Source organism: Campylobacter sp., from assembly GCF_052169515.1.
Classification (GTDB): domain Bacteria; phylum Campylobacterota; class Campylobacteria; order Campylobacterales; family Campylobacteraceae; genus Campylobacter_A.
The window spans coordinates 54,958-77,488 of record NZ_JBQNCH010000007.1; the positions used below are offsets into that span (position 1 = coordinate 54,958).

A 22,531-nucleotide genomic window follows, 5' to 3' on the forward strand; every position below is an offset into this window, starting at 1 on the left:
TAAATAAAGGCTTTAATCTGAAATTTCACTCAAATTAGCTAATATTTCACATCTTAAAAAAGGAGCAAAAATGCCTTATGTAAATATAAAAATAGCAGGTCCAGAGCCGACAAAAGAGCAGAAAGATCAAGTTTTTCAAGAGATGACAGATACGCTTGTGAGAGTACTTGGCAAGAAAAAAGAGTCGATTATGATATTTTTAGAGACTCACGACGCTAGCAATATCGGCGTAGCAGGCGAGAGTGTAGAAAATAAGAGAAAGGGGACAAAATGAGCGAATTTAGCAAAGCAGATTTAGAAAGAAAGATAACGCTTGAAGTTGGCGATAAGGCGCCAGAGTTTGAAGCACTAAATCAAGACGGTGTAAAGGTCGCACTAAAGGACTTTGTGGGTAAAAATGTAGTGCTTTACTTCTATCCAAAAGATAACACCCCAGGCTGCACGACTGAGGCTTGCGAATTTAGCGCAAACTACGATCAGTTTATCAAAAATGACACTGTTATTATCGGTATTAGTCCAGATAGTGTCAAATCGCACGCTGGTTTTATCACAAAGCAAAATTTAAAGCACATCCTCTTAAGCGACGAGGATAAGGAAATTTCTAAACTCTATGGTGTTTGGCAGGTCAAGAAAAATTACGGCAAAGAGTATCTTGGCATCGCTAGAAGTACATTTGTGATCGGCAAAGACGGCAAAATAGTAAAAATTTACAAAAGCGTAAAAGCAAAAGATCATGCCGCAAAAGTACTAGCTGATCTAGTAAAATAGGGAGCAAGAATGAAATTTATAAAAATGCTAATTTTAAGTACGTTTTTTGCGCTAAATTTATCAGCTCTCACTGAAGGTGTAGAGTATCAAACTCTAGCAAAACCACTTGATGTGCCTAAAAACTCGGTCGTCAAGGTCTTTAGCTACGACTGCACACACTGCTATAAGTTTGATCGCTCGATCACAAAAAAGCTAATGGCAAAGCTTGATGGAGTTAAATTTATACCATATCACCTAAGCACCAAAGGCAAACTTGGCGAGAGTGCGAGTAAAATTTTTGCGGCTCTTATCTCGATAGACGAAGCAAACGGTACAGATCTACTAAGTGATGAGTCTAAATTTAAGCAGGCTAAATTTGCTATCTACAAAGCCAGACACGACAAAAATGACGACTTTAACAACGGCAAAGATAAAGAAAAATTTCTAAATTTAGCCCTCGAAGCAGCTCACGTGAGCAAAGCCGACTACGAAAAAGCACTAAATAGCGACAGAGCAAAAGAGCTTTTAGATACATGGTTCGCCTCTTATGATGTCGCTAGCATTAGCGGTGTACCAGCCTTTGTGGTAAGTGGCAAATACCTAATAAATTTAAACACAGCCTCATCAATAGATGAGATGGCAAAGACGATACAAGAGCTTTTAGACAAGTAAATTTTAGCCGGCAATGCCTGCAAATTTTGGTCTTAGAAATGTAAATTTAAAGCAATTTTAGATAAACTGAGACCAAATTTCTAAAAAACAGAAAGGTTTAACAATGAACGCTTCAGAATTCATCTGGATGGATGGAAAATTAGTTAAATGGGACGATGCAAAAGTACACGTTCTAACTCACTCTTTGCACTATGGCAATGCCGTATTTGAAGGCACAAGAGCTTATAAAACAAAAAAAGGTCTAGCTATTTTTAGACTTCAAGACCATACAAAAAGACTTTTAAAATCAGCAAAAATGACAGTTTTAAACGTGCCGTATACACAAGAAGAGCTAGAAAAAGCGCAGATCGAGCTACTTCGTGCAAACAAATATAACGGCAACGTCTATATCCGCCCACTTGTATTTTTAGGATATGGCGTAATGGGTGTAGCACACACAAAAGCACCAGTGCAAACTGCTATCGCTTCATGGGAATGGGGTGCATATCTTGGTGATGAAGGTCTAGAAAAAGGCATCAGGGTTAAAATTTCAAGCTATGCAAAGCTAAGCCCTGCTGCTCAGATGAACAGGGCAAAAGCTAGCTCAAACTACCTAAGCTCACAAATGGCAAACTACGAGGCAAAAGAGGCTGGATACGACGAGGCGCTACTTCTTGATAGCGAAGGCTTTGTAGCTGAGGGTCCTGGCGAGTGCTTCTTTATCGTTGAAAATGGTGCATTGATCACTCCACCAAATGACAATAGCCTACTTAGCATCACTCAAGATACTATCATAAAACTAGCTCATGATCTTGACATAGAGGTAAGAAGAGAGCGCATCACAAGAGATCAGGCCTACACTGCTGACGAGGCATTTTTCACAGGTACTGCAGCCGAAGTAACACCGATAAATAGCATAGATAACCGCGTGATTGGCAACGGCGCTAGAGGCGAAGTGACAAAGAGACTACAAAAAGCTTATTTTGACGTAGTTTATGGTCTAAATAAAAAATATGAATCATTTTTAACATATATTTAAAAATTTAAAGGAACGAAATGCCCGCTGATTTAAACGATTATTTCAATAAAAAAAAGCCAGGTAATGACAACAGGGGCTCTAGTCAAAATAGTGACAAAGAACCACCCTTCAAAAAGGACTTTAAAATGCCAAATTTGCCAAATGGTTTTGGTAAATTTGGAGCACTTGCCTACATTTTAATTGCAATTATTGCTATTTTTGCTATCACTCAGCCATTTAAAGTGATTCACTCAGGTGAGGTTGGTATTAAGGCTACGGCAGGCAAATATGAACCAAATCCTTTACAGCCAGGCTTTCACTTCTTTTTGCCATTTATACAAGACATTATCGTAGTTGATACTAGAGTTAGGATCATCAACTACACTTCAGGCGAAGATATGGGCGAGTCAATGCAAAAATCGTATCAAAACATTGGAGCTGGAATTTTACGCAAAAACTCTATTTCGGTACTCGATGCTAGAAATTTACCAGTTAGCATTGATATTACCGTACAATATCGTTTAAATCCGGAAAATGCTCCTCAAACTATTGCCTCTTGGGGTCTTAGCTGGGAGAGCAAGATTGTCGACCCTGTCGTTCGTGACGTAGTTCGTAGTATCGCTGGTAAATATACAGCAGAAGAGCTTCCAACAAAAAGAAACGACCTAGCAAGACAAATAGATGATGGCATAAGAAAAGACATCGACTCTCAGCCAAATAAGCCAGTTGAGCTTTTAACAGTGCAACTTCGTGAGATCATCTTGCCTTCAAAGGTAAAAGAGCAAATAGAACGTGTTCAGATCGCAAAACAAGAAGCTGAAAGAACAAAATACGAAGTAGAAAGAGCAAATCAAGAAGCCTTAAAACAAGCCGCACTTGCTGAAGGTACCGCTAAAGCTGCTATTATTGAAGCAAAAGGTAAGGCTGATGCCATTAAAATCGAGGCTGATGCAACTGCATATGCAAACAAAGAGGTTGCAAAAAGTGTAGATCAAAATCTACTAAATTTAAAGCAGATCGAGACGCAAAACAAATTTAACGAAGCTCTAAAAGAAAACAAAGATGCTAAAATTTTCTTAACGCCTGGCGGAGCTGTGCCAAACATCTGGCTAGACACAAAAGATAAAACCAAAGCTAGCTCAGCAAGCGAAAGGTAAAAAAATGAACAGCGTAACAAAAAGCATAGACTGGCAAAAAGTTGGTGGATTGCTTCCAGTAGTGGTTTGCGATTATGCCACAAATGAAGTTTTAATGCTTGCTTACATGAACAAAGAAGCACTAAATTTAAGTCTATCTAGCCGTTACGCCCACTACTTTTCACGCACCAAAAATAGAATTTGGAAAAAAGGCGAAGAGAGTGGAAATACACAGGAGATAAAAGCTACATTTCTAGACTGCGATAACGATACTTTGCTTTTAAAAGTGATTCAAAATGGAGGTGCAGCTTGTCACACTGGGGCAAGGTCGTGTTTTTTTAATGAGATAAATTTAGAAAATTTAGAAATTTCAGATGAGAAATGCGAGGTCAAAAAGCCGAGCTACGGTATCCTTGACGAGCTTTATCACGTGATAGAAGATAGGAAACTAAATGCCAACCCTGAGACTTCATATGTGGCAAGTCTTTTTAAAAAAGGTGAAAATCAAATTTTAAAGAAAGTTGGCGAAGAGGCTGGCGAATTTATAATGGCGGCAAAAGATCTTGGCTTTGCTAAAAATTCAGGCCAAAATGAGCAAAAAGCAAAAAATGATCTGATCTACGAAGCAGCCGATCTTTGCTTTCATGCGCTTGTGGCACTTTCAACCCATAATATCCATCCAGATGCTGTAAAAAACGAACTTGCAAGACGTTTTGGTATGAGTGGCGTCGAAGAGAAAAGATCGCGAGATGTTAAATAGCATCAAACACGACTTACTTTTTGTATTACAAAATGCAAAGCTCATTGACTTTCTAACCTATGGTTGGATATTTTTAGCTTTTATATTAATCATACTTGTGGGAATTTTTATTGCCATAAAATCATGGTGGCAAATGGGATTTTTGTTTATACTAGCTGGATTTTTCGGTTTTTTTGTTGCCAATTACTACGCTAGTAAATACATAAATGAAAATTTAAGACCAGTTAGCATAAGTCAAATAACTACCAAACAGCTTCAATATGTTGATGCATTGATGGTTGATTTTAACATCACAAATAACTCAAATAGTACTCTAAATATCTGCAAAATCGAACTTGCTTTTTATCTTAGCTCAAAACAAAGTACAAAAAATTTTTTAAATTCACTTAATCCATTTACCAAAAAAAGAATCATTTTGAACAAGGAATTTTTGCCAAAGCAAAGCATAGAGATTAAAGAATTTGTCAATGATTTTGCATTTATAGACTACAATATTTCTAAAAAAGTGGAGTGTTTTTGATGAGTTCTACGTATTTTACTATCGTTCATATCATCGTACTTTTTGCGATCGCACTACTTTCTATTTTATTTCTTGTGTTGTCGCTTAGAGCTGAGCGAAAGCTATTTTTATCACTATTTTTTACAAATATTCTAGTCTCAACCACTCTTGCAGTATTTTTAATGCTGGTACTTGATAAATATACAAAAAAAGGTATGCTCGAAAATGTAAAAAGTGAGCGAATTTTGCGAAATGAAAGTATTGTCTTTAAGGGACAAGTGAGAAATATCGGTAAATTTACAATAAGCAACTGCACACTGACAATAAAACTAATCAACCAACCGCTAAACAAAAATGACCTTGGCGGAGAAGCACTTTTTAAGCCAAGCGGACTCTCATTTTTTTCATGGGTTCTTGGTACAGACAAAGAAGAAAGGCCAAATACAGTTGAATACAAATTTGATGTAGCCAAAAATTTACCAAAACAAAAAAGTATGCCTTTTACTGTGTATATGCCTTATCCGCCTTATTTTAAAAATGGTATGAATATCACTAAGTTGAATTGCTACTAATCTCTCTAAATATGATTGGCTGTATCAATATAATTAGAAATTTTTACTGCCAAATCCTAAAATGTGCAAAGTATATCAAGCAATCTACCTAGCTTTTGCATATCTTTTAAAAAAAGATCATTTGGATTTTGTGTAAAATCTTTGGCCTCATCAAGCATTTTTGGATCAGTGATGTTGTAATCAAACTCTTTTTTTACTATCTTTGCACCTTTTTTATAAAAGAAATTTGCTTCAATAAAGCTTGCAAAAAAGCTATCATCTCTTAAATAATAGTTAGTAGCTGCCTTCACGAAGATAGGTTTTTGTGCCAAAAATTCGCTACAAACACCGTTTTTAGAGCTAAATTTGACACTTTCAAGCACATCTACCCTAATCTCGTAAAATCTGATCTCGTTAGCTTTTTTAAGAGCTAAAACATCACTTGCTTTATTTAAATTTATAGAAATATTGTCCGCCTCAAGCACATTTATAAAACCTTTTGTAAGAGAGTAAGCTTTGGATGTTTTGTTTTGATTTATAAAATTTACCATGCCAAAGACCGGTACATTGGCACTTTGTTCATCAAAGCTAGGTGCACTTTTTATGAGTAGTTGCTCCTTTGCACCGTTTAGCTCAAAGTAGCTCACAAGAAGAGAGGGGTCATCTTTTTTGCTTGGCGTCTTTTGTGAGCAACCTACCAAAAATATGGCTAAAAGAATCAAAGTTGCCAAATTTTTCATTTTATAAAGTAGTCTCCATCAAAGCTTACAAGCGAGTATTTTCTCTCATTTCCTATACTCTCTTTAAGCTCATCAATGCTTAAAAATTCCAAACTATCGGCTCCTATATACTCCCTTACTTCTTCTACACTTTTTTTAGCACTTATTAGCTCCTCGAAGCTTGGTGTATCGATACCGTATCGCTCAGGATATTTAAGCTCAGGGCATGCGACTCTAAAGTGAATTTCTTTAGCACCTGCGTGCCTTAAAAGATCGACCACCTTTTTTGAAGTAGTACCACGAACGATACTGTCGTCGATCACGACGATGCTCTTGCCAGCTAGCACGCTTGACATTGGATTAAGTTTTAGCTTAACCTTTAAATTTCTCATCTCCTGACTTGGCTCGATGAAGGTTCTGCCTACATAGTGGTTTCTAGTGATAGCTAGTTCAAATGGAATTTTGCTCTCATTTGCATATCCAAGTGCTGCTGGCACACCACTATCTGGCACAGGCACGACAAAATCAGCCTTTATCTTGCTCTTTCTAGCCAATACTTCACCCATTTTTTTTCGCACTTCGTAGACGCTTTTGCCCTCTATCACGCTATCTGGGCGAGCAAAATATATATACTCGAAAGCGCAAATTCTAGGCTCTGACTCAAAAATTTGCAGACTTTGAAACTCACTCTTGCCATGTTCAAAAACTATCATCTCACCAGGTCTAACATCTCTTATAAAGTTAGCTCCAACTAGATCGAACGCACAAGTCTCACTAGCTACGATATATCCACCATCTTTTAGCCTGCCAAGGCTTAGTGGCCTAACGCCCCAGCGATCCCTAATAGCAAAGGTCTTATGACGTGACTGAACAAGCAAACAATAAGCACCTTTTATCTTATCGAGTGCTGCAATGATACGGTCTTGCAAATGTTTATCATGGTTTCTTGCGATGAGATGGATGATGTTTTCTGTATCCATATTTGTCTGAAATATCGCACCATCTTCAATGAGCTCATTTCTAACCTCATCTTTATTGACCAAATTTCCATTGTGGACGATCGAAATTTGCCCCAAAGAGTAGTTAGCAGCTATTGGCTGGGCGTCACGACCTGAGTTTTTACCAGCAGTTGCATATCGGTTGTGACCAATAGCCATATCGCCTTTTAGTGATCTTAAAATTTCTTCATTAAAGACATCGGTCACCAGACCGCTACCCTTGTGAGTAGAAATTTCTCCATCATCGCAAACGCTAATACCGCTTGCCTCTTGACCGCGATGCTGCATAGAAAATAACGCATAATAGGCAGTCTTCGCTGCATCTTTAGAATTTATAATACCAACTATTGCACACATTTTTTTCCTTTAGTTTTCATCATCTTTGTAAATTTTAAGAACATTTTTGTAGTTAAACTTGATCTCATCACCAACTTTTAAACAGCCTTTTGTAAATGGTTCATTATCTAAAATGCCGGTAAATTCGCCGTTATTTGTCTCGCTAACGACCACCCACATGCGCTCAACCTGAGCAAACTCATCATCTTCAAATCTAAATATAAGCTTTACTATATCGCCAGTTCTTAAATTTTGGCGTTTTTCACGCTCCGGTAGATAGAATTTATCGCAAAATTCTAGCTTGTAGCTCTCTACATCGTCAAGCGCAAATTTAATCATCGAGCCCTAAACTATCATCTATCGAGTATAGACCACTATTTTGATCTTTTAGCCAGATGGCAGCTTTGATCGCACCTTTTGAAAAAGTTGCCCTACTCGTTGCAGTATGATTTAGCTCAATAAACTCGCCGTCATTATAAAAGCCAACCGTGTGGCGACCCACCACATCTCCACCACGAAGTGCCATGACTGCGATCTCGTCTTTGCTCCTAGCCCCTACCATACCGGCTCTACCAGTCACTAAAACATCTTTTAAATTTAAATCTCTTGCCTCAGCTACACTTCCTGCTAGCGTCATCGCTGTGCCACTTGGGGCGTCTTTTTTATGCCTGTGATGCTGTTCGACGATCTCTATGTCAAATTCTCTTAATGTTTTTGAAGCAATCCTTGCAAGACGGTTTAGTACTGCTACGCCTAAACTCATATTTGTTGCGTAAAGAATAGGCATAGCCCCTGATGCTAGGTGGAGCAAATTTTTCTCGTCATCATCTAGGCCGGTCGTACCGATAACTAGTGGTTTTGGATTAGTTCTAGCGTAGTTTAGTAGTGCTACCGTAGCCTCTTTTTGACTAAAGTCGATTATTACATCACACGCTTCAAAAAATTTAGCAAAGTCGTTTGTCAGAAGTTCGCTATTTAAATTTTCAACTTGATTTTTTTGGCTAAAAGCAACACTTAAAAGTGCATTTTTCTCATCTCTTAAGCAAGAGATAATACTTTGAGCCATCTTTCCGCTAGCACCGTAAAGTCCTATTTTTACCAAAATTTATCCTTTGATTTTTCGTTGAAATTTATCATAAATTTTATTATAGATAGATTACAAATAGGCTTTAAAAAATACGTATAAAATCAAAAATTTGATAGAAAAAAGAAAAAAAATTTAGCCAAAAAATTTGGCTAAATTTGAGTATTAATGTAAGCTTTCTATGTAGCTCATAGCACTAAGTGCTGCTACTGCACCATCAGCTGCGGCTACAACTACTTGTTTTGGAGCGTCTTCTCTGATGTCGCCTGCTACAAAAAGCCCCTTTAGGCTAGTTTGCATCTTTAGATCAGTCTTTACCTGTCCGCCATCGACCATATCGCAGATAAATTTGCCATTTTCGTCTTTTAAAATTTCGTTATTTACGTTTAGTCCAACGAAAGTAAAAATTCCCGGCACATCAAGCACACGCTCGCCATTTTTAGTATCAAGCACGATCTTTGTGAGACCCATTTTATCACCAAGTGCTTCTTTTATCGTTGCACTTGTTATAAATTCGATCTTCTCATTTTTTCTAGCTTTTTCAACCGTAGTTGGCGCCGCTCTAAATTCGTCACGTCTATGGATTAAATAGACTTTTGAGCAGATATTTGCTAGATAAAGTGCCTCTTCAACGGCTGTATCACCACCGCCAAGAACAGCCACTTCTTTATTTTTGTAAAAAAAGCCATCGCATGTTGCGCATGTGCTAACACCTTTGCCAAAGAACTCATCCTCACCTTTAAAGCCAGCACGTCTTGGAGTAGATCCTGTAGCTACGATAACCGCCTTTGCCTGCTCGCTTTTACCACCTTCAAGTAAAATTTCAAAGCTGCCGTCGCTATTTTTTCTAACGCCAACAACATTTGCCCATTTGTGAACTAGCCCAAATGCGCTGCATTGCTTCCACCAAGTGCTCATAAAGTCAAAGCCACTCTCTCCAGGGGCTTTTTGGCCTGGGTAGTTTTCTATCTCTGAGCTCGAGGTGATCTGACCGCCAGGCTCGCCTTTTTCAAACATTACAACATTTTTTAATCCGCCTCTAGTGGCGTAAAGTCCGGCGCTTAGTCCAGCTGGACCGCCTCCGATAATTGCTAAATCAAGCATAAATTTCCTTTATTCTAAAACATTTATGGACGAATTTTGTTTGTAAATTTCGCCCCTTTGATGAACTATCTCAACACTGCTTGGCAGCTTTGTGATACCCAAATTTCGCATCAGCTCTAGGACTGTATTTATATCAGAGCTTATGTATTTTAGTGTCGAGTTTGACTCATATCTTTTTTGAAAGATATCAATTGCCACAACTGTTTCATTTTTGGGTGGTAAAATTTCGTCTAATTTTGATTGATTTGAACTGAAGATTAAAAGCGTGTATTTTGGCTCTTTTGGAGTGAAAATTTCGCTTTTTTCATAAAAAACCAGCTTCTCAAAATCAACAAATTTATATTGTGAAAAACGATAGTTACTATACGCAAATGCAGCTGCTATCATAGCTGCACCAAAAAATGAACCAAATATATATGTAAGAGGAAGTAGGCTTCCTCTTCTTTTTTCGCCCATTAAAGAAGCGAATTTATCTTATCAGCTAGCGCTTGTTTTGACTGTGCACCGACCATTTGCTCAACTAGCTCGCCATTTTTAAAAAATAGCAATGTTGGGATCGATCTGATGCCAAACTCAACTGCAAGATCTTGCACTTCATCAGTGTTCACCTTGCAAATTTTTGCTCTGCCGTCAAATTCTTCAGCAAGCTCTTCAATCACTGGAGCTAGCATACGGCAAGGTCCGCACCATGGAGCCCAGAAGTCTACCAATGCAACGCCTTCTTTTGTAACATCAAAATTTTCTTTTGTAAGTTCGATGTATTTTCCCATTTTTTCTCCTTATTTTCAAGATGTGGCAATTATACAAAATCAAATTTAAATTTTATCTAAATAATAAATTTTATTATAAACTAATATTTTCTATAAACTCGAAATTTTTATTTTTTATAACTAACAGATCAAGTTGAAAATCTCTGTTTGGCTCGTTTTTCATCATATAAAAATTTATAGTTTTTAAAATTTTCGTGTATTTTGCTTGATTTAGCCTATACTCCGCCTCATACTCTTTGCTAGTCGCTTTTACCTCTATAAAGTGTAAAATTTTATCACTGCTTAGAGCAATGATGTCGATTTCACCAAATTTAGAGCGAAAATTTCTCTCCAGTATGACAAAACCAAGCTTATTTAAAAACTCGCATGCCCTATCTTCAGAGCTTTTGCCAAAGAGATACTCGCCTAAACCCAAACTACTCCTCGATCCTCATCATAAATGGCTCTTCTTTTATATATTCTTGCTCTTTTAAAAGCTCCATCGTTCGCTTCGCATCCGCCTCCAAGCTCGTGTGTGTCGTAAAAAATAATACAGCATACTCACTCTCATCTTTTGGCTTTTGCAATAAACTATCGATTGAAAGATTGTTTTCGCTCATCAAATTTGTAATCTTTGCTAACACACCCATCTTATCTTCGACTTTTAGTCTAAAATAGTACTTTGTTTTTATCCTATCACGATCAAGTAGTTCCAAAGTATTTAGCTCAAACGGCGCTTTGTATCCTAGCATAGGCGACTTACTATCTCTTGCGATATCTATAAGATCACTAATGACCGCACTTGCTGTTGCGTCACCGCCAGCTCCAGGACCATAGTACATCGTCTCTCCAACGACCTCTCCAACAACACTGATCGCATTTGTAACACCGCTTGCCTTTGCTATCATTTTATTTTGCGGAACAAGTGCTGGGTGCACGCGTAGCTCGACCTTGCCCTCGCTTTTTTTGGCAATGGCCAAAAGCTTTATCGAGTATTCAAAATCTTTTGCAAAGAATATATCTTCAGGTGTGATACCCTGTATTCCTTCTATCAAGATATCCTCTGGGTCGCCGTGTACGCCGTAAGCTATACTTGCAAGGATTAGCAGTTTGTGTGCTGTATCAAAACCACCCACGTCAAAAGTAGGATCAGCCTCAGCATATCCTAGCTCTTGCGCCTTTTTAAGCGCATCTTTAAAATTTGATCCCTCATTCATCATTGAAGTTAGGATGTAATTGCTAGTGCCATTTAGTATGCCATTTATGCTAACAATGTGATTTGCGCTCAAGCCTTCTCTTAATGCTCTAATGATCGGCACCCCGCCGGCTACACTTGCCTCAAAACCAAATGGTGTATTTTTGGCTAAATTTTGCAAGGCATATCTGTGGTATGCCAAAAGCGCCTTGTTTGCGGTCACAACAGGTTTTTTGTGTTTTAAAATTTCACTCACAACTCTAAAAGGCTCTTCAACGCCGCCCATAAGCTCGACAAAAACATCGATATCATCGCGGTTTATGACGCTGTCTATATCATCAGTTAGCGGTATGCCAACGTCTCTTTTTTTATTTAAATTTCTAACTACACCAACGACTGGTACGATCTCCTCGCCGCCTCTTGCTGCGATCAGCTTTTTGTTTTTTAGTAAAATTTTTGCAACTGACTCGCCAACTGTTCCAACCCCCAAAATCGCTACATTCATTCAAATTCTTTCAAATATTTTTTTATATTTCTAGCCGCTTGTCTTATTCTATTTTCGTTTTCGATAAGAGCTAGGCGCACATAGTCGTTTCCACCCTCGCCAAAACCAATACCCGGACTAACAGCAACTGAGGCTTTTGTAAGAAGCTGTTTTGAAAACTCAAGGCTGCCTAGGTGACTAACTTTTGGTGGCAGTTTCGCCCAGATAAACATGCTAGAGCTTGGCTTTTTGAGCTCCCATCCTGCTTGAGTAAAGGCCTCTATCATCACATCTCTTCTTTTTTCATAAATTTGGCATATCTCCTCAACACAACTTTGATCGCCATCAAGTGCGACCGTGGCTGAAACCTGGATAGGCGTAAACATACCGTAATCAACCCATGATTTTATCTTTTTAAGTGCCGCACAAAGCCTCTTGTTTCCGCACATGAAACCAACTCTCCAGCCAGCCATGTTATAGCTCTTTGAAAGAGTATAACACTCGACTGCGACATCTTTTGCCCCCTCTACCTCAAAGATACTTGGCGTTTTGTAGCCATCAAATGTAAGATCAGCATAAGCGATATCAGAAATAACGTAAAATCTCTCTTGCTTTGCAACGCTTACAAGGCGCTCATAAAAGCTCTTTTGCACGGTTACAGTTGTTGGATTGTGTGGAAAATTTACAACTACGTATTTTGGTTTTGGCGAACTTGCGTGTATAGTCTGGATCAAATTTTCAAAAAATTTATTCTCATCTAGCTCAAATTTATCGTTGTAATGAAGCGGCATTTTGGCCACGCTTCCACCAGCAAATAAAAATGCCTGTGTATGTATAGGGTAGGCAGGGTCAGGCACGATAGCCACATCACCTGGATTTATAACGGCTTGAGCTAAGTGCACAAAGCCTTCTTTACTGCCCATCGTGGCGACTGCTTCAGTTTCTGGATCTAAATTTACACCGTATTTTCTCTTATACCAGTTGCAAATAGCAAGGCGGAGCTTGTAAATTCCAGCACTAGCTGAATAGCCATGAGTCTTATCTTTTTGCGCGCTTTCGCATAACTTATCGACAATGTGCTGCGGGGTTCTACCCTCTGGATTGCCCATCGAAAAGTCAATAATGTCCTCTCCAGCTCTGCGTGCAGCCATTTTTATGGCATTTACTTCAGCAAAAACATAGTTTGGCAAACGCTCTATCGTATTAAATCTTATCTCATCAAACATCGTTCGCTCCTATTTTATAAGCTTAATAACTATCTCGTTTTTTATATTGTTTATATCGGCATTATCACTAATTAATGCATATTTTGCATCGGTCGTTAAATTTATAGAAACCGTAGTTTTTATTTCCTTCTCTTTTATCGCTGTGATTTGATTTAAGCTTTTATCATAAATTCTAATAAGTGGCACCCATCTATTCGGTGCACCAGAGCTGATACTTAAACTACTAGCACCTGCGATATCAACAATGTAAGTACCGCCACTTTTTAAAAGTTGAACCTCTTCATTAAAATTTACCCTTATTGCTTGAAGACTCATATTTTTAGCATCTAAAAATATCTCTAAATTTCCATCAACCCTGTCAAATCCTAAAATTTTAAAGCCACTTTGACTAAGAGAGCGACTTAGCAAGTTTGGATCAATTCCACCATTTTTTATAGCCAAAACCCCATAAGAAATTTGGCTATCTTTTTTTAGGGAATTTATCCTTGAGATGCTTATATTGGCATCGTCTAATGCAGAATTTATTGATTTTACAAATAAAGCCGCTGGGGCTTTTTGTTCACTTGTAAAATTTAAATTTAAACTATTTGAGCTAAATGAAGCACTATCATAGCTTGAGCTTTGCTTTAGCCTTGAGATTAGCTCGCTAACATTAAGTGAGCCATTTTGCTCTAAATTTTCCAAAGAAATTTTTACGTTTTCGGTATTGCTTAAGGCACTTGCACTAGTTGTTAAATCAAAGGCATGGGCGAATGTGCACAAAATAGAAAAAGCTACGATCTTTTTTACCAAGATTTACCTTTATTGAGCTCCACAAACTCATTATAACTTACAAATTTCATCTTTCCATTTTCTACTAAAAATCTAGCCGGACGACTTGGATCGTATTTGGTCACTTTATCGCCGATCTTTAGTTCGATGTTGCCATTTCCACAAACAACAAGCTGCTTTTGATCTAAATTTATATTGACACTTTTGCTTGTATCACTTGATATTTTTTGACCATTTTCAAGATTAATTATCCCTATCCAAACACGCTGCTTTGGCGTTATAATGGCTTCATTTAGTGGCTTTGTGATGTTTTGCTCTACTGTAGAAGCGCCTTGAGCTACGCTCGGCTTTACTGCATTTTGTTCTAAATTTGCTTGATTTATTGATGTGTTTTGCTCAGCTGAAGCTGTTATCTTCACACTTGATGCATTTGTTTCGATCTTTGGAGTGTTTTGTGTGATAGTAACATTTGTATCAATTATATTTTTCTTAACTTCATTTACGATACTTGATTGAGAGTATGTCACACTTGTATTCTCGTCATCTAAAGATGAGATAAAATTTTGAATGTATTTGTAAGCGTCAAAGTAATAAGCACCACCGCCAATGATGCCTAAAATGATGATCCAAAAGAAAAATCCAGCACCACTACTGCCGCCTTGTTTTTGCATCACGACATCTCTTGGCGTATAAGAAGAAATTTTTGGAGCGACTTTGGTTTTATGGCTTTCATCAGGGATATTTTCTTGTATAAATGCATCATATTCGGCTAGAAGTTCACTTAGATCGACACCATATTCACGTTGTAAAATTTTGGCGTAGCCTCTAATGTTTAAACGCGATAATTTTTCAAAATTTTTATCAAAAATATATTGTAAAAACGTAGGCTCGATGTGTGTTTTACGCGAAATTTCCTTTATGCCTATCTCTTTTAAATTTTCAATCTCATTCATCTATCATCCTATCACAAATTATCGCAAAAGCTGCACTTACGTTTAGGGAGTCCCAGCCATCTTTTAGCTTGATGCCGACACACTCATCGCACTTTGCTAGAGCTTTTTGCGGTATACCCTCACCCTCTGATCCCATCACCAAAGCCCTTTTGCCACTAAATTTCATATCTTTTATATTTTTGCCATTGCTTGCTGTTGCATAGAGCTTAAAACCAGACTGCTTTAGCTCATTTAATAAACTTAGTCCGTCTTCAAAAACTGCTATTGGTATCTCGTAAGCAGCACCACTACTTGACCTTAAAACGCCCTGCATGTTTACGTTTTTTGTCACAATAACTAGTCCTTCGCAACCTAAGGCATAAGCGCTTCTAGCGATAGCACCGATGTTTCCGACGTCACTTATGCCATAAAGCACAGCAATAAAATTTAGCTTTTTAAGCTCGGTAAAATCCGAAAATTCAAACTCGCTAACGCTTGCTAAAAAGCCTTGGTGGTTACCACCATGTGCCATTGACTGTGCTTTTTGATTATCCACGCGGATGATCTTTTTGCCTGTACCACAAATTTTAGAGAATAGTTTTTTGTCACACTCTTTTGAGAGATATATCTCTTCTAAAATCTGTGGATGTTTGTTCAAAATATGTAAAAATAGCTGTTTTCCGTATATTATCATAGTGGCTTATAGTAGCTAAAATCAAGTAAAATTTAACTTATTTTTACTTGCAAATTTGATTAAATTTTTGAAACTTATTCTTAAATTTGAGCTTTTAAAATTATACTTTTACGAGTTCGTCGTAGATCTTTTTGACATCTTCGCCTGTTATTTTACTAAGCAGCTTGGCCTTTACTTTTGGTGCGATGTCAAGTGAGATGATCTCATCTTTTGTAATATTTTGAGTGACTGCATTGGCACTTTTTGAGATGACCACTGCCCACTCACCATTTAAATTAGCCTTTTCTAAAGTTTTTACTAAATTTTTAGCTTTTTCCTTAAATTTGGTTTCAAATTTTTTCGTAGCCTCTTTTATAGCAAAAATTTCTCTCTCAGGCTCTAAATTTGCAATGCTTTGTACTAAGTTTAGTATGCGTTTTGGGCTTTCGTAAATCACTGCTGGATAGGCCGAATTTAAAGCGTTTTGGATAGCTAAAACCCTATCTCTGCCAGTATTTGGTAAAAATCCAAGAAAGATAAATTCCTTATCACAAAGCCCACTTGCGACTACACTCAAAAGTGCCGCATTTGCTCCGCTTAAAATTTCGTATTTGATATCATTTTTTTGAGCGTATCTTACTAGACTAACTCCTGGGTCACTTATACCTGGCATACCTGCATCGCTCATATAAGCAATATTTTTACTAAAAAAATCATCACTTAAATTTGCAAAAAAATCATTTTCGTTGTGAGTGTGAAGTGGAATAAATTTTAAAATGTTTATATTTGCGTCAAAACGCTCATTTAGTAGATTTACAAGGCTTTTACAAACTCTTGTATCTTCGCAGATAGCTATCTCGCATTCACGCAAAATTTTAATCGCGCGAAACGAGATATCTTCTAAATTTCCTATTGGAGTAGGAATAAAGTAGAGCAAGGCTTACTTTTGAGCGTATTTTTTCTTAAATTTCTCAACACGGCCAGCACTATCAACTATCTTTTCACTGCCTGTGAAAAATGGATGGCACTTGTCACAAATGTCAATCTTGATCTCGCTTTTGTTTGACTTTGTTTGAAAAGTGTTGCCACAAGCACAAGTTACAGTACAATCGACATATTCTGGATGGATCTCTTTTTTCATTGTCTTTCCTTTATTATTTTGGGCTATTTATATACCTTAAAAGTTGCTGATTATATAAAAAGAAATCTAAAAATCAAATAAATCAAGCAAGAAATTTTGCTGCCACTGAGACAATAGCCGTCTGAGATCTTAAAATATTTTTTGTATTTAGGCAGTAGCTATTTTTAAATTTAGCCACCTCGTCTTCGCTAAAACCACCTTCTGGGCCTATTATTAAAATTTCATCATCTCTTTTTTCATTTAAACTTTTGCCGCCAAAATTTATAGCTGAGACATTTTTATAAACGCTCATCAGCTCATCTAAACTTTTATAAATTTCAAATTCCATTAGAGACGTTCGTCCGCACTGCTCACATGAAAGTGCATTTATATAGTTCAGTCTTTCAATGTCTATCTTAAAATTTGCTTGAGAAAATTTCGTGTAGACAAATGCGATTTTGCCAACACCTATCTCATTTAAAAACGGCAGTGTTTTTTCAATAGTCTTTGGATCTACAACCGCCCAAGCGATAGTAAAGTCAAATTTATTCTCACTATTTAAGCTAGCAAAAATGAGGCTTAAATTTGCACTTCTACGCTCGATCTCGTCGATCTCGTATATATATTCTTTACCATCGCGCAAATTTCTAACACTTATCCTCTCTCCAACCTCAACTCTTCTAGCTTTTAAGTGTAAAAAGCCTTCGTTTACTACTTTTAGGCTCTCATCTCCAGCATTTCTATCATATAAAAATTTCATCTAAATCCCTGCAATAACTACCAAACCAAGGTCACACAGCCCCTTACGTAAGGCAAATTTCTTAAATTTATCCAGTTCGCCAGTAACTGCAAATTTCTTTAGTCTCTTGTATCCTATGGCGCTAAGTGCGATCAAAACTATCAAAATAACTAGCATCTTTATCGCGTTAAATTTTGGCTCATAGTTATAGTATGCCCATAAAATAAGCCCCGTTAGTACCAAAAAGCTTAAAAGCATGTGGTAAATCGGTAAAAAATATCTAATACGAAGCACGTAGTTTTTGCCAGCAACTCCAAACTGCGTAAGTAGCAAATAAAGCGCCCCGCACACAAGAAGTGCATAGAAAAATGCCACATGAAAAGGTAAAGTGTATGCAAAAAGCGAAGCTAGATGTTCGTTCATTTTTTCTCTTTAGGTGGCTCGTTTTCCTCGACAACTGGCTCAGGCGGTAGCTGCTCATCGATCGTTACATTCGCGTCTGGCTGAGCTACGGTCACGTCTGTTGGCACTGGATCGCTCACGTCACTTTTGGCCTCTTCCTTCTCGCCACATCCCAAAAATACGCTAGCTATAAGCAAAAAAGAAGTTAAAATTTTTCTCATTAAACGTCCTTTGGATTTTCTATTTTTATCTTGTTTATCATCTTATCGAGCAAATTTTTGTCTTCCCACTCTTCTATGATTGCATCTGAAAAATTTATATCACAGAGCCTTATCTCGCCCATTTGGGGATTGTATGCATCTTCTTTAAAGCATTGTGCATAGCCTGTATCAGTTTCATGAACAATGACACTATGAAGCTTCACCTCGCGTTCGCCGTTATTCATAATGCTAAGCTCAAGCAATCTCTCGATAAGCACAAAAAATATACGACAAAACTGTTCTGCGCTTGGATTTTGTGGTATTTCTATCCACCTTGCCGAGTGCTTTTTGAGGTCGTTTTTGTACTCGTCACTATCACCTGAATATATGGTCGTGGCGTGGTCAAAGCTATCAATGATAGTCTTTATGTTTTGTTTCATAAGCCCAAAATCATAAACCATGCCAGCATTATCAAGAAAATTTGAACTAAGTAAAATTTCAGCCACATAGCTATGGCCGTGGATGCTCGTCCTGCAACGTTTTGAACTACAAAATCTCACAATGTGAGCATTCTCAAACCTAAAAAGTTTTCTAATAATCATCAAACACCCTCTTTATCGCTCCAAAGCCTAATATGAATGCGCTCTGAATAATTAAACCCATACTTTATGGCAAATTCTGCCGTCTTTAAAGCATTTTTACTAAGCTCTGCTCTATCTGCACCCATCGCCATGCACCAAACTGGCAAATTCACTTTGTTTTTTATATTCATGATCTCATCTAGCTCACTATCGTCGCAACGAGATAGCACAAATTTTAAAAAGCTACTTTTTGCATTATTTTTAATGGCCAAAATGGCATCTAAATTTATGCGTTTTTGCTCGTTAATTCCACTATTTGCTAGCTTTACACCAAGTGCAAAATGGCAATTTCTATAAATTTCAAATTTATCAAAATCAACCAAGATAGTGCCATTTGTCTCAAAATGCACCTCGTAGTCTACAAGCAAATTTTTTACCAAATTTATAAAATTTTCATTTTTGTGCCAAATGAGTGGTTCGCCGCCTGTTAAAACAATGATCGGTTTTTGCTTTAGGCCTTCGCAAAGCCCATCAACTAAGCTTAAAATTTCATCTGCGTTGCATGTTTTGTGATCAAAATGCCCTTTAAAAACAGCCCTTATACTATCGCAACCTAAGAGATTTTCACCCGTTTTTAAAGATTTTGTTTGTACACCAAAGCCAGAGCAGTTTAAATTACATCCTAAAAAACGTAAGAAAATAGCCAGCCTACCCTGATGCTCACCCTCGCCTTGTATGCTTAAAAACGCCTCAACTAGCTCTAAATCCTTACTCATTAACCACCAGTTTGGTAAAAGGCCCTTGCAGAAGTCTCATTGCTAGCTCCTACCGCCCATTTGTTCTCTTTTGGCTTATTGGCTAGCACTTGTCTTAAAATTTCACTCGCGGCGACGATATCGCCTTTTTCAACTGCTTTTTTGATACTTAGTGCATCTTCAAAATATAAACATGGTATCAAAAGTCCTTCAGCACTTAGCCTGATACGGTTACAACTCTCGCAAAAATCGTGCTTATGCGGATCTATGATGCCAAATTTATATCCATCATCAAGCCTATAAATAGAAGCGGGTGCATTTGGTAGTTTTTCATCTTTTGTGACATTATATTTTTTTGAAATGATCTCTAAAATTTCATCGCTATTTAGCCCTTTTAGATCATCTTTAGCGTGCGAGTTCTCCATGTACTCAATAAATCTAATTTGAGAACCTCTAAATTTGGCAAATTCCAGCAAATTTACCAGTTCATCGTCGTTTACGCCCTTTAAGGCAACTGTATTGATCTTCACTTTAAGCCCAGCATCATGTGCTGCCTCAAAGCCAGACAAGACTTCATGCAAGACACTTTTTTGTGCGATAAATTTAGCCTTTTGTTCATTTAGTGTATCAAGTGACATATTTATGCGTTTTAGTCCAGCGTCCTTTAGCCTTTTAGCAAAGTGCGATAGCATATAGCCATTTGTCGTAAGTGCTAGATCGATATCTGGACTATAATCGCTTATCATCTTTATAAAAACGTCCAAGTCTTTACGCACAAGAGGTTCACCACCAGTGATTCTTATCTTTTTTACGCCTTCGTCAATAGCCACTTTTACAAACAAAAATAGCTCTTCAAAAGTTAGCAAATTCTCTCTTGGTGTCCAACTAAATGGCGTTGTAGGCATACAATACCTGCATCTAAAGTTGCAACGCTGAGTTACAGAAATTCTTAAATAATCAACAACCCGACCATATTTATCTACCAGCATAAAGCACCTTCTCAAGCTTGGTTAGAGCTTTTTATAATTTTTTCAATTATATGTTAAAAGATTTAAATCAAAATAAAAATTTAAGGCAATTTTTGTAGTTTAAGAGTGGATTAGTCTTTTTAAATCAAATGGCGATTTTAAGCTAATTTATGAAATCTGAGCACAAACTCAACTCGCCCCATGCCTACATGAAGATCCTTTGCGATCATAGCTGCACTCTTTCCATCTTTAAACATTTTTAAAATTTGCTCTTCTTCATTGATGACGCTTGGTGCGATTTTATTAATATCTCTTGTTCTCTCCTCAAGACTAACGATTCTATCTTTTTGTTCTGTCGCAAAATCATCAATTACTCGCTCAATACTCTTAATTGCACGAATTATCGGCACAATTTTCTCATTTATTTGTAAATCAATATTTTCTTTTATCTGTTTTTTTAGAGGCTCATATTGTTCGCTATTTTTAAACGCCTCGCCCTCAAGCATTGAAATTTGCTTTTTGAGGTTAAAATTTTCTTGCATAACACTTTCTATCGCTCTTTCAAATCTAGCAAATTTCTTATTTGTCTCGTTATCTTTTATAAAAAACAAAGCAACTATTATCGCCAAAACGATTCCAAAGCCTAAAAAGATATAAATTTCCATATTTTTCCTTCTACGAGTTCGCTCTCATTTCTCTTATCATTACACGTTCCCTAGCCGTCACATAAGCATTCCAGTCGGCTTCGTCTTCTTCATGCATGTTTTCTATCTTTGCAAGCCTTCCATCAATAGCCTTTAGATAAAGGCTCAAATTTCTCTTTGGAAAGATAGGCATAGCAATCCTTGCGTAGTAAATTTCATCTTTTTGAAATTTTTCTTCACTTATTTTTATATGCGTAAAGCCGATTTCATCGATATTTGTACTCTCACTTAGTGACAAATACTGCTTATGTTCGTTTTTAATGTAATCACTTAGCGCATCTACTTTTCTGTGAAGTTCTATCAAAAGAGTTAGTAAAACTTGATCGCTCTCTTTGGTCTCGCCGCGTGATTTGGCTCGCTTTAGCCACGCCCCTAGTGCGTCTTCTTCACCTGGTAAGATAGAGTTAAATTCTCTTAAAAATTTCTCATCTCCCGTGCTATCACGCTCATAAGCCATACTAAGAGGTGCTTTAAAAAGCCTTACTTTGTTCATAATACACTAATCCAAACAAAAATAAAAAATAAAATTCCCAAATAGCCATTTAGCGTGAAAAACGCCCTATCTATCTTGCTAAAGTCGCGCCTTACGATCCTATGCTCAAAAAATAAGATCACGCCGCTTACTACAATGCCAAAAAAGGCCATGGCTCCAAGCCCAGCCGCCCAAGCAAAAAGCAACCAAAATATAAAAGCTAAAGCGTGAAAAATGGCTGATAAAAACAATGTAGCCTTCTCGCCATAGATCGCTGGTATGCTAAAAAGTTTGTTCTCTTGGTCAAATTTCATATCCTGAAGCGAGTAAAGCAGGTCAAATCCAGCCACCCAAAATGTCACCCCGAGGCAAAGTAGCACGCTCCAAAGCGGTATATCAGCGCTTACTGCGACCACACCAGCGATCGGAGCAAGCCCGAGACTAAGGCCAAGCACTAAGTGCGCTAGCTCGCTAAAGCGCTTAAATAGCGAGTATCCGCCAAGCACGGCAAGAATGGGAAAGCTCAGCCAAAAGGCGAGCGAATTTACAAAATAGGCGCAGACAATAAAGATAAGCGCGTTTGCTGCGATAAAAAGCTGCATGTTGCTCTTGCCGATGCGTCCATCAACGCTCGGACGGCTTGCAGTGCGAGGATTTAGCTTGTCGATGTCCTCGTCTTGGTATCTGTTAAATGCCATTGCAAAATTTCTAGCACTGACTGCACAAAGTGCGCCTAGAATAAGCAATTTAAAGCCAAACCAAGCTGAGCCATTTTCTATCTTGCTTGCAACTATCATAGCCACAAAAATAAAGGGCAAAGCAAAAACCGAGTGCTTAAAAACGATGAGTTCTGCGATATCTTTTAGCTTTTTGATCATATAAATTTCCATATTTTTAAAAAGTGATTGATTTTACACCATTTTGCTTTAAATCTAAATTTATATTATCATTGCCACA

32 protein-coding genes are annotated in these 22,531 nt (G+C 37.5%); 8 read left to right on the plus strand and 24 right to left on the minus strand.

The features are described from left to right. The first annotated feature begins 70 nt into the window (after positions 1-70). From ACTTKV_RS03535 to ACTTKV_RS03570, 8 genes are all read left to right on the plus strand, one after another. Complete coding sequence (locus ACTTKV_RS03535) at positions 71-274, plus strand: tautomerase family protein (protein ID WP_149719814.1); 204 nt, start codon at positions 71-73, stop codon at positions 272-274. Further along, a complete protein-coding gene (gene bcp / locus ACTTKV_RS03540; RefSeq protein ID WP_442549271.1) occupies positions 271-768 on the plus strand; it encodes a thioredoxin-dependent thiol peroxidase in 498 nt (165 codons plus the stop codon). Before ACTTKV_RS03535 ends, bcp begins: the two co-directional genes overlap by 4 nt. Positions 769-777: 9 nt before the next feature. Continuing rightward, positions 778-1,419 carry a thiol:disulfide interchange protein DsbA/DsbL gene (locus ACTTKV_RS03545; RefSeq protein ID WP_442549272.1) on the plus strand — a complete coding sequence of 214 codons (642 nt, stop codon included), beginning with the start codon at positions 778-780 and terminating at the stop codon, positions 1,417-1,419. A gap of 103 nt (positions 1,420-1,522) precedes the next feature. Then, the gene (locus tag ACTTKV_RS03550) at positions 1,523-2,437 is read left to right on the plus strand and encodes a branched-chain amino acid transaminase (RefSeq protein ID WP_442549273.1); all 915 of its coding nucleotides are present in this window, start codon (positions 1,523-1,525) and stop codon (positions 2,435-2,437) included. Positions 2,438-2,454: 17 nt separating this feature from the next. Beyond that, positions 2,455-3,573 (plus strand): SPFH domain-containing protein, encoded by a 1,119-nt coding sequence (locus tag ACTTKV_RS03555; protein ID WP_442549274.1) that lies wholly within the window; start codon positions 2,455-2,457, stop codon positions 3,571-3,573. A 4-nt stretch (positions 3,574-3,577) separates the two neighbouring features. After that, entirely contained in the window at positions 3,578-4,312 is a 735-nt protein-coding gene (gene hisIE / locus ACTTKV_RS03560; RefSeq protein ID WP_442549275.1) for a bifunctional phosphoribosyl-AMP cyclohydrolase/phosphoribosyl-ATP diphosphatase HisIE, read from the plus strand. After that, positions 4,302-4,832 (plus strand): DUF2393 family protein, encoded by a 531-nt coding sequence (locus ACTTKV_RS03565; RefSeq protein WP_442549276.1) that lies wholly within the window; start codon positions 4,302-4,304, stop codon positions 4,830-4,832. The genes hisIE and ACTTKV_RS03565 overlap by 11 nt, the downstream gene beginning before the upstream one ends. Further along, entirely contained in the window at positions 4,832-5,383 is a 552-nt protein-coding gene (locus tag ACTTKV_RS03570) for a DUF2393 family protein (protein ID WP_442549314.1), read from the plus strand. Before ACTTKV_RS03565 ends, ACTTKV_RS03570 begins: the two co-directional genes overlap by 1 nt. A 56-nt stretch (positions 5,384-5,439) precedes the next feature. Here the strand turns inward: ACTTKV_RS03570 and ACTTKV_RS03575 are convergent, their stop codons facing one another. From ACTTKV_RS03575 to mqnP, 24 genes are all read right to left on the minus strand, one after another. Further along, positions 5,440-6,102 (minus strand): hypothetical protein, encoded by a 663-nt coding sequence (locus tag ACTTKV_RS03575; protein WP_442549277.1) that lies wholly within the window; start codon positions 6,100-6,102, stop codon positions 5,440-5,442. Beyond that, entirely contained in the window at positions 6,099-7,436 is a 1,338-nt protein-coding gene (gene purF, locus ACTTKV_RS03580) for an amidophosphoribosyltransferase (RefSeq protein WP_442549278.1), read from the minus strand. The genes ACTTKV_RS03575 and purF overlap by 4 nt, the downstream gene beginning before the upstream one ends. 9 nt (positions 7,437-7,445) lie before the next feature. Continuing rightward, a complete protein-coding gene (locus ACTTKV_RS03585; protein WP_442549279.1) occupies positions 7,446-7,754 on the minus strand; it encodes a DUF2314 domain-containing protein in 309 nt (102 codons plus the stop codon). After that, positions 7,747-8,517, minus strand: a complete 771-nt coding sequence (gene dapB / locus ACTTKV_RS03590) for a 4-hydroxy-tetrahydrodipicolinate reductase (RefSeq protein WP_442549280.1) — start codon at positions 8,515-8,517, stop codon at positions 7,747-7,749. The genes ACTTKV_RS03585 and dapB overlap by 8 nt, the downstream gene beginning before the upstream one ends. 147 nt (positions 8,518-8,664) lie before the next feature. After that, a complete protein-coding gene (locus ACTTKV_RS03595; RefSeq protein WP_442549281.1) occupies positions 8,665-9,603 on the minus strand; it encodes an NAD(P)/FAD-dependent oxidoreductase in 939 nt (312 codons plus the stop codon). A gap of 9 nt (positions 9,604-9,612) precedes the next feature. Then, positions 9,613-10,059 (minus strand): hypothetical protein, encoded by a 447-nt coding sequence (locus ACTTKV_RS03600; protein ID WP_442549282.1) that lies wholly within the window; start codon positions 10,057-10,059, stop codon positions 9,613-9,615. Then, positions 10,059-10,373, minus strand: a complete 315-nt coding sequence (trxA, locus tag ACTTKV_RS03605; protein ID WP_103624557.1) for a thioredoxin — start codon at positions 10,371-10,373, stop codon at positions 10,059-10,061. Before trxA ends, ACTTKV_RS03600 begins: the two co-directional genes overlap by 1 nt. 73 nt (positions 10,374-10,446) lie before the next feature. After that, positions 10,447-10,788, minus strand: coding sequence for a YraN family protein (locus ACTTKV_RS03610; RefSeq protein ID WP_442549283.1), 342 nt, complete (start codon positions 10,786-10,788; stop codon positions 10,447-10,449). Position 10,789: 1 nt separating this feature from the next. Further along, on the minus strand, positions 10,790-12,052 hold the full coding sequence (locus ACTTKV_RS03615) for a homoserine dehydrogenase (RefSeq protein WP_442549284.1): 1,263 nt from the start codon (positions 12,050-12,052) through the stop codon (positions 10,790-10,792). Beyond that, entirely contained in the window at positions 12,049-13,257 is a 1,209-nt protein-coding gene (locus ACTTKV_RS03620; protein WP_442549285.1) for an LL-diaminopimelate aminotransferase, read from the minus strand. The genes ACTTKV_RS03615 and ACTTKV_RS03620 overlap by 4 nt, the downstream gene beginning before the upstream one ends. Positions 13,258-13,266: 9 nt before the next feature. After that, on the minus strand, positions 13,267-14,049 hold the full coding sequence (locus ACTTKV_RS03625; RefSeq protein WP_442549286.1) for a hypothetical protein: 783 nt from the start codon (positions 14,047-14,049) through the stop codon (positions 13,267-13,269). Further along, a complete protein-coding gene (locus ACTTKV_RS03630; protein WP_442549287.1) occupies positions 14,043-14,981 on the minus strand; it encodes a helix-turn-helix domain-containing protein in 939 nt (312 codons plus the stop codon). Before ACTTKV_RS03630 ends, ACTTKV_RS03625 begins: the two co-directional genes overlap by 7 nt. Next, positions 14,974-15,654 (minus strand): 23S rRNA (guanosine(2251)-2'-O)-methyltransferase RlmB, encoded by a 681-nt coding sequence (rlmB, locus tag ACTTKV_RS03635; RefSeq protein WP_442549288.1) that lies wholly within the window; start codon positions 15,652-15,654, stop codon positions 14,974-14,976. Before rlmB ends, ACTTKV_RS03630 begins: the two co-directional genes overlap by 8 nt. A 100-nt stretch (positions 15,655-15,754) precedes the next feature. Then, on the minus strand, positions 15,755-16,570 hold the full coding sequence (gene rsmI, locus ACTTKV_RS03640; protein WP_442549289.1) for a 16S rRNA (cytidine(1402)-2'-O)-methyltransferase: 816 nt from the start codon (positions 16,568-16,570) through the stop codon (positions 15,755-15,757). A gap of 3 nt (positions 16,571-16,573) precedes the next feature. Continuing rightward, on the minus strand, positions 16,574-16,774 hold the full coding sequence (gene rpmE / locus ACTTKV_RS03645; protein WP_442549290.1) for a 50S ribosomal protein L31: 201 nt from the start codon (positions 16,772-16,774) through the stop codon (positions 16,574-16,576). Positions 16,775-16,856: 82 nt separating this feature from the next. Beyond that, positions 16,857-17,513 carry a 16S rRNA (uracil(1498)-N(3))-methyltransferase gene (locus tag ACTTKV_RS03650; protein WP_442549291.1) on the minus strand — a complete coding sequence of 219 codons (657 nt, stop codon included), beginning with the start codon at positions 17,511-17,513 and terminating at the stop codon, positions 16,857-16,859. Then, on the minus strand, positions 17,514-17,915 hold the full coding sequence (locus tag ACTTKV_RS03655) for a hypothetical protein (protein ID WP_442549292.1): 402 nt from the start codon (positions 17,913-17,915) through the stop codon (positions 17,514-17,516). Next, positions 17,912-18,115 (minus strand): hypothetical protein, encoded by a 204-nt coding sequence (locus ACTTKV_RS03660; RefSeq protein WP_442549293.1) that lies wholly within the window; start codon positions 18,113-18,115, stop codon positions 17,912-17,914. The genes ACTTKV_RS03655 and ACTTKV_RS03660 overlap by 4 nt, the downstream gene beginning before the upstream one ends. Continuing rightward, positions 18,115-18,696, minus strand: coding sequence for a 6-pyruvoyl trahydropterin synthase family protein (locus ACTTKV_RS03665; protein WP_442549294.1), 582 nt, complete (start codon positions 18,694-18,696; stop codon positions 18,115-18,117). Before ACTTKV_RS03665 ends, ACTTKV_RS03660 begins: the two co-directional genes overlap by 1 nt. Continuing rightward, positions 18,696-19,451 carry a 4Fe-4S cluster-binding domain-containing protein gene (locus ACTTKV_RS03670; RefSeq protein ID WP_442549295.1) on the minus strand — a complete coding sequence of 252 codons (756 nt, stop codon included), beginning with the start codon at positions 19,449-19,451 and terminating at the stop codon, positions 18,696-18,698. Before ACTTKV_RS03670 ends, ACTTKV_RS03665 begins: the two co-directional genes overlap by 1 nt. Beyond that, positions 19,451-20,419: a GTP 3',8-cyclase MoaA gene (gene moaA / locus ACTTKV_RS03675; RefSeq protein ID WP_442549296.1), complete on the minus strand. Its 969-nt coding sequence runs from the start codon at positions 20,417-20,419 to the stop codon at positions 19,451-19,453. The genes ACTTKV_RS03670 and moaA overlap by 1 nt, the downstream gene beginning before the upstream one ends. A gap of 137 nt (positions 20,420-20,556) precedes the next feature. Further along, positions 20,557-21,063 carry a DUF6115 domain-containing protein gene (locus tag ACTTKV_RS03680; RefSeq protein WP_442549297.1) on the minus strand — a complete coding sequence of 169 codons (507 nt, stop codon included), beginning with the start codon at positions 21,061-21,063 and terminating at the stop codon, positions 20,557-20,559. Between the two features lie 10 nt (positions 21,064-21,073). Then, positions 21,074-21,595 carry a hypothetical protein gene (locus ACTTKV_RS03685; protein ID WP_442549298.1) on the minus strand — a complete coding sequence of 174 codons (522 nt, stop codon included), beginning with the start codon at positions 21,593-21,595 and terminating at the stop codon, positions 21,074-21,076. Next, complete coding sequence (mqnP, locus tag ACTTKV_RS03690; RefSeq protein WP_442549299.1) at positions 21,592-22,452, minus strand: menaquinone biosynthesis prenyltransferase MqnP; 861 nt, start codon at positions 22,450-22,452, stop codon at positions 21,592-21,594. The genes ACTTKV_RS03685 and mqnP overlap by 4 nt, the downstream gene beginning before the upstream one ends. Positions 22,453-22,531: the final 79 nt, after the last annotated feature.